This is a genomic window from Massilia sp. 9I (assembly GCF_902506415.1).
Classification (GTDB): domain Bacteria; phylum Pseudomonadota; class Gammaproteobacteria; order Burkholderiales; family Burkholderiaceae_D; genus Telluria.
The window spans coordinates 1-1,034 of the sequence record NZ_LR733278.1 but is presented as its reverse complement, the minus strand read 5'-3'; the positions used below and the strand labels follow the sequence as shown (position 1 = coordinate 1,034).

The following is a 1,034-nucleotide window of genomic DNA, read 5'->3' as shown; positions in this document are numbered from 1 at the left end:
CTCCACCACGGAGCCCTTGACCATCGGCAAGGACGCCTCATGAGCACCCTGACCATGCCGCTCGACGCAGGCACCGTCACGTTCGAGATCCTCGACCAGCTGCAGGAGCACACACCCATCAGCTGGGGCGGGCTGACCGCCGCAGCAGGGCGGTCGTACTCACCGCTCCAGGGCGAAGCGTGGCCGGACTACACCGTGTTCCCTGACCGGGATGACGTCGACCAGGTGCTCGTCCTCGACCGCTGGTACGACGAAGACGGCCAGCGTGGCCGAACGATGCTGCGGCTGCCGCGCCGCACCGTCGGGGATGCGCTCGACCACCTCCACACGCGCCAGCCCGTGTGCCGGTTCCGTGCGAGCCAGGAAGTCGACCCGTTCGACCCGGAGGGCTCCCGCGACCTCCCGGCGCTGTCGGTCTGGACCGGCCCCGTCATCGACGCCGCGGACGTGCCGGCGACGGGCCCAGGCCCGGACCTTCGCGGTGGCCGCGTGGTGTTCCGCGGACGGCTCTCCGACCGCACCAACGTCCTCGAGGACCACCCGGGCATGGAGGCGTGGGAGAAGCTCATCCTCGAGCAGACGCCTGCTCTTGGCGAGTGGGTGCTCCGCTCCGGCTCGCACGTCATCGAGGACCTGCAGGTGCACGAGCATGCCACGGAGCTCAGCACCCTCGATGAGGTGTTGACGTGGGCGGAGCAGTGGCTGCACACCGCGTACGGCTCTGCGTACCCGATGACCGTCAACTCGTTCGTGGTGTCCTGCGCCGGTGCCGGGCAGCCGATGACGGTGCGGGTCTGGTGAGCGTCGTGGGGAAGATCGTCGGCGCTGTCACGGGCGGGGTTGACGAAGTCCACCGGACCGTCGCCGCGTACAAGGCCGCCCGAGAAGCACGCGACCTCGCGATCGCCGAGGCCGCCCTGACGGTCGGCCACCACCGAGTCGCGCAGGAAGCCGGCCTCTCCCCATCGCGGGTGCGGCAGATCCTCCACGACGTCACCGCACCGCAGGACCACCACGATGCCCGGGAAGGGGAC

2 protein-coding genes are annotated in these 1,034 nt (G+C 70.3%); both read left to right on the top strand.

Annotation, left to right across the window (positions count from 1 at the left end; genetic code table 11):
* Positions 1-39: 39 nt before the first annotated feature.
* Positions 40-801 (top strand): hypothetical protein, encoded by a 762-nt coding sequence (locus tag GV068_RS24775; protein WP_159145857.1) that lies wholly within the window; start codon positions 40-42, stop codon positions 799-801.
* A gap of 5 nt (positions 802-806) precedes the next feature.
* Positions 807-1,034, top strand: a 228-nt coding sequence (locus tag GV068_RS24770; RefSeq protein WP_159705577.1) for a hypothetical protein, incomplete at its 3' end; no start/stop codon positions are given.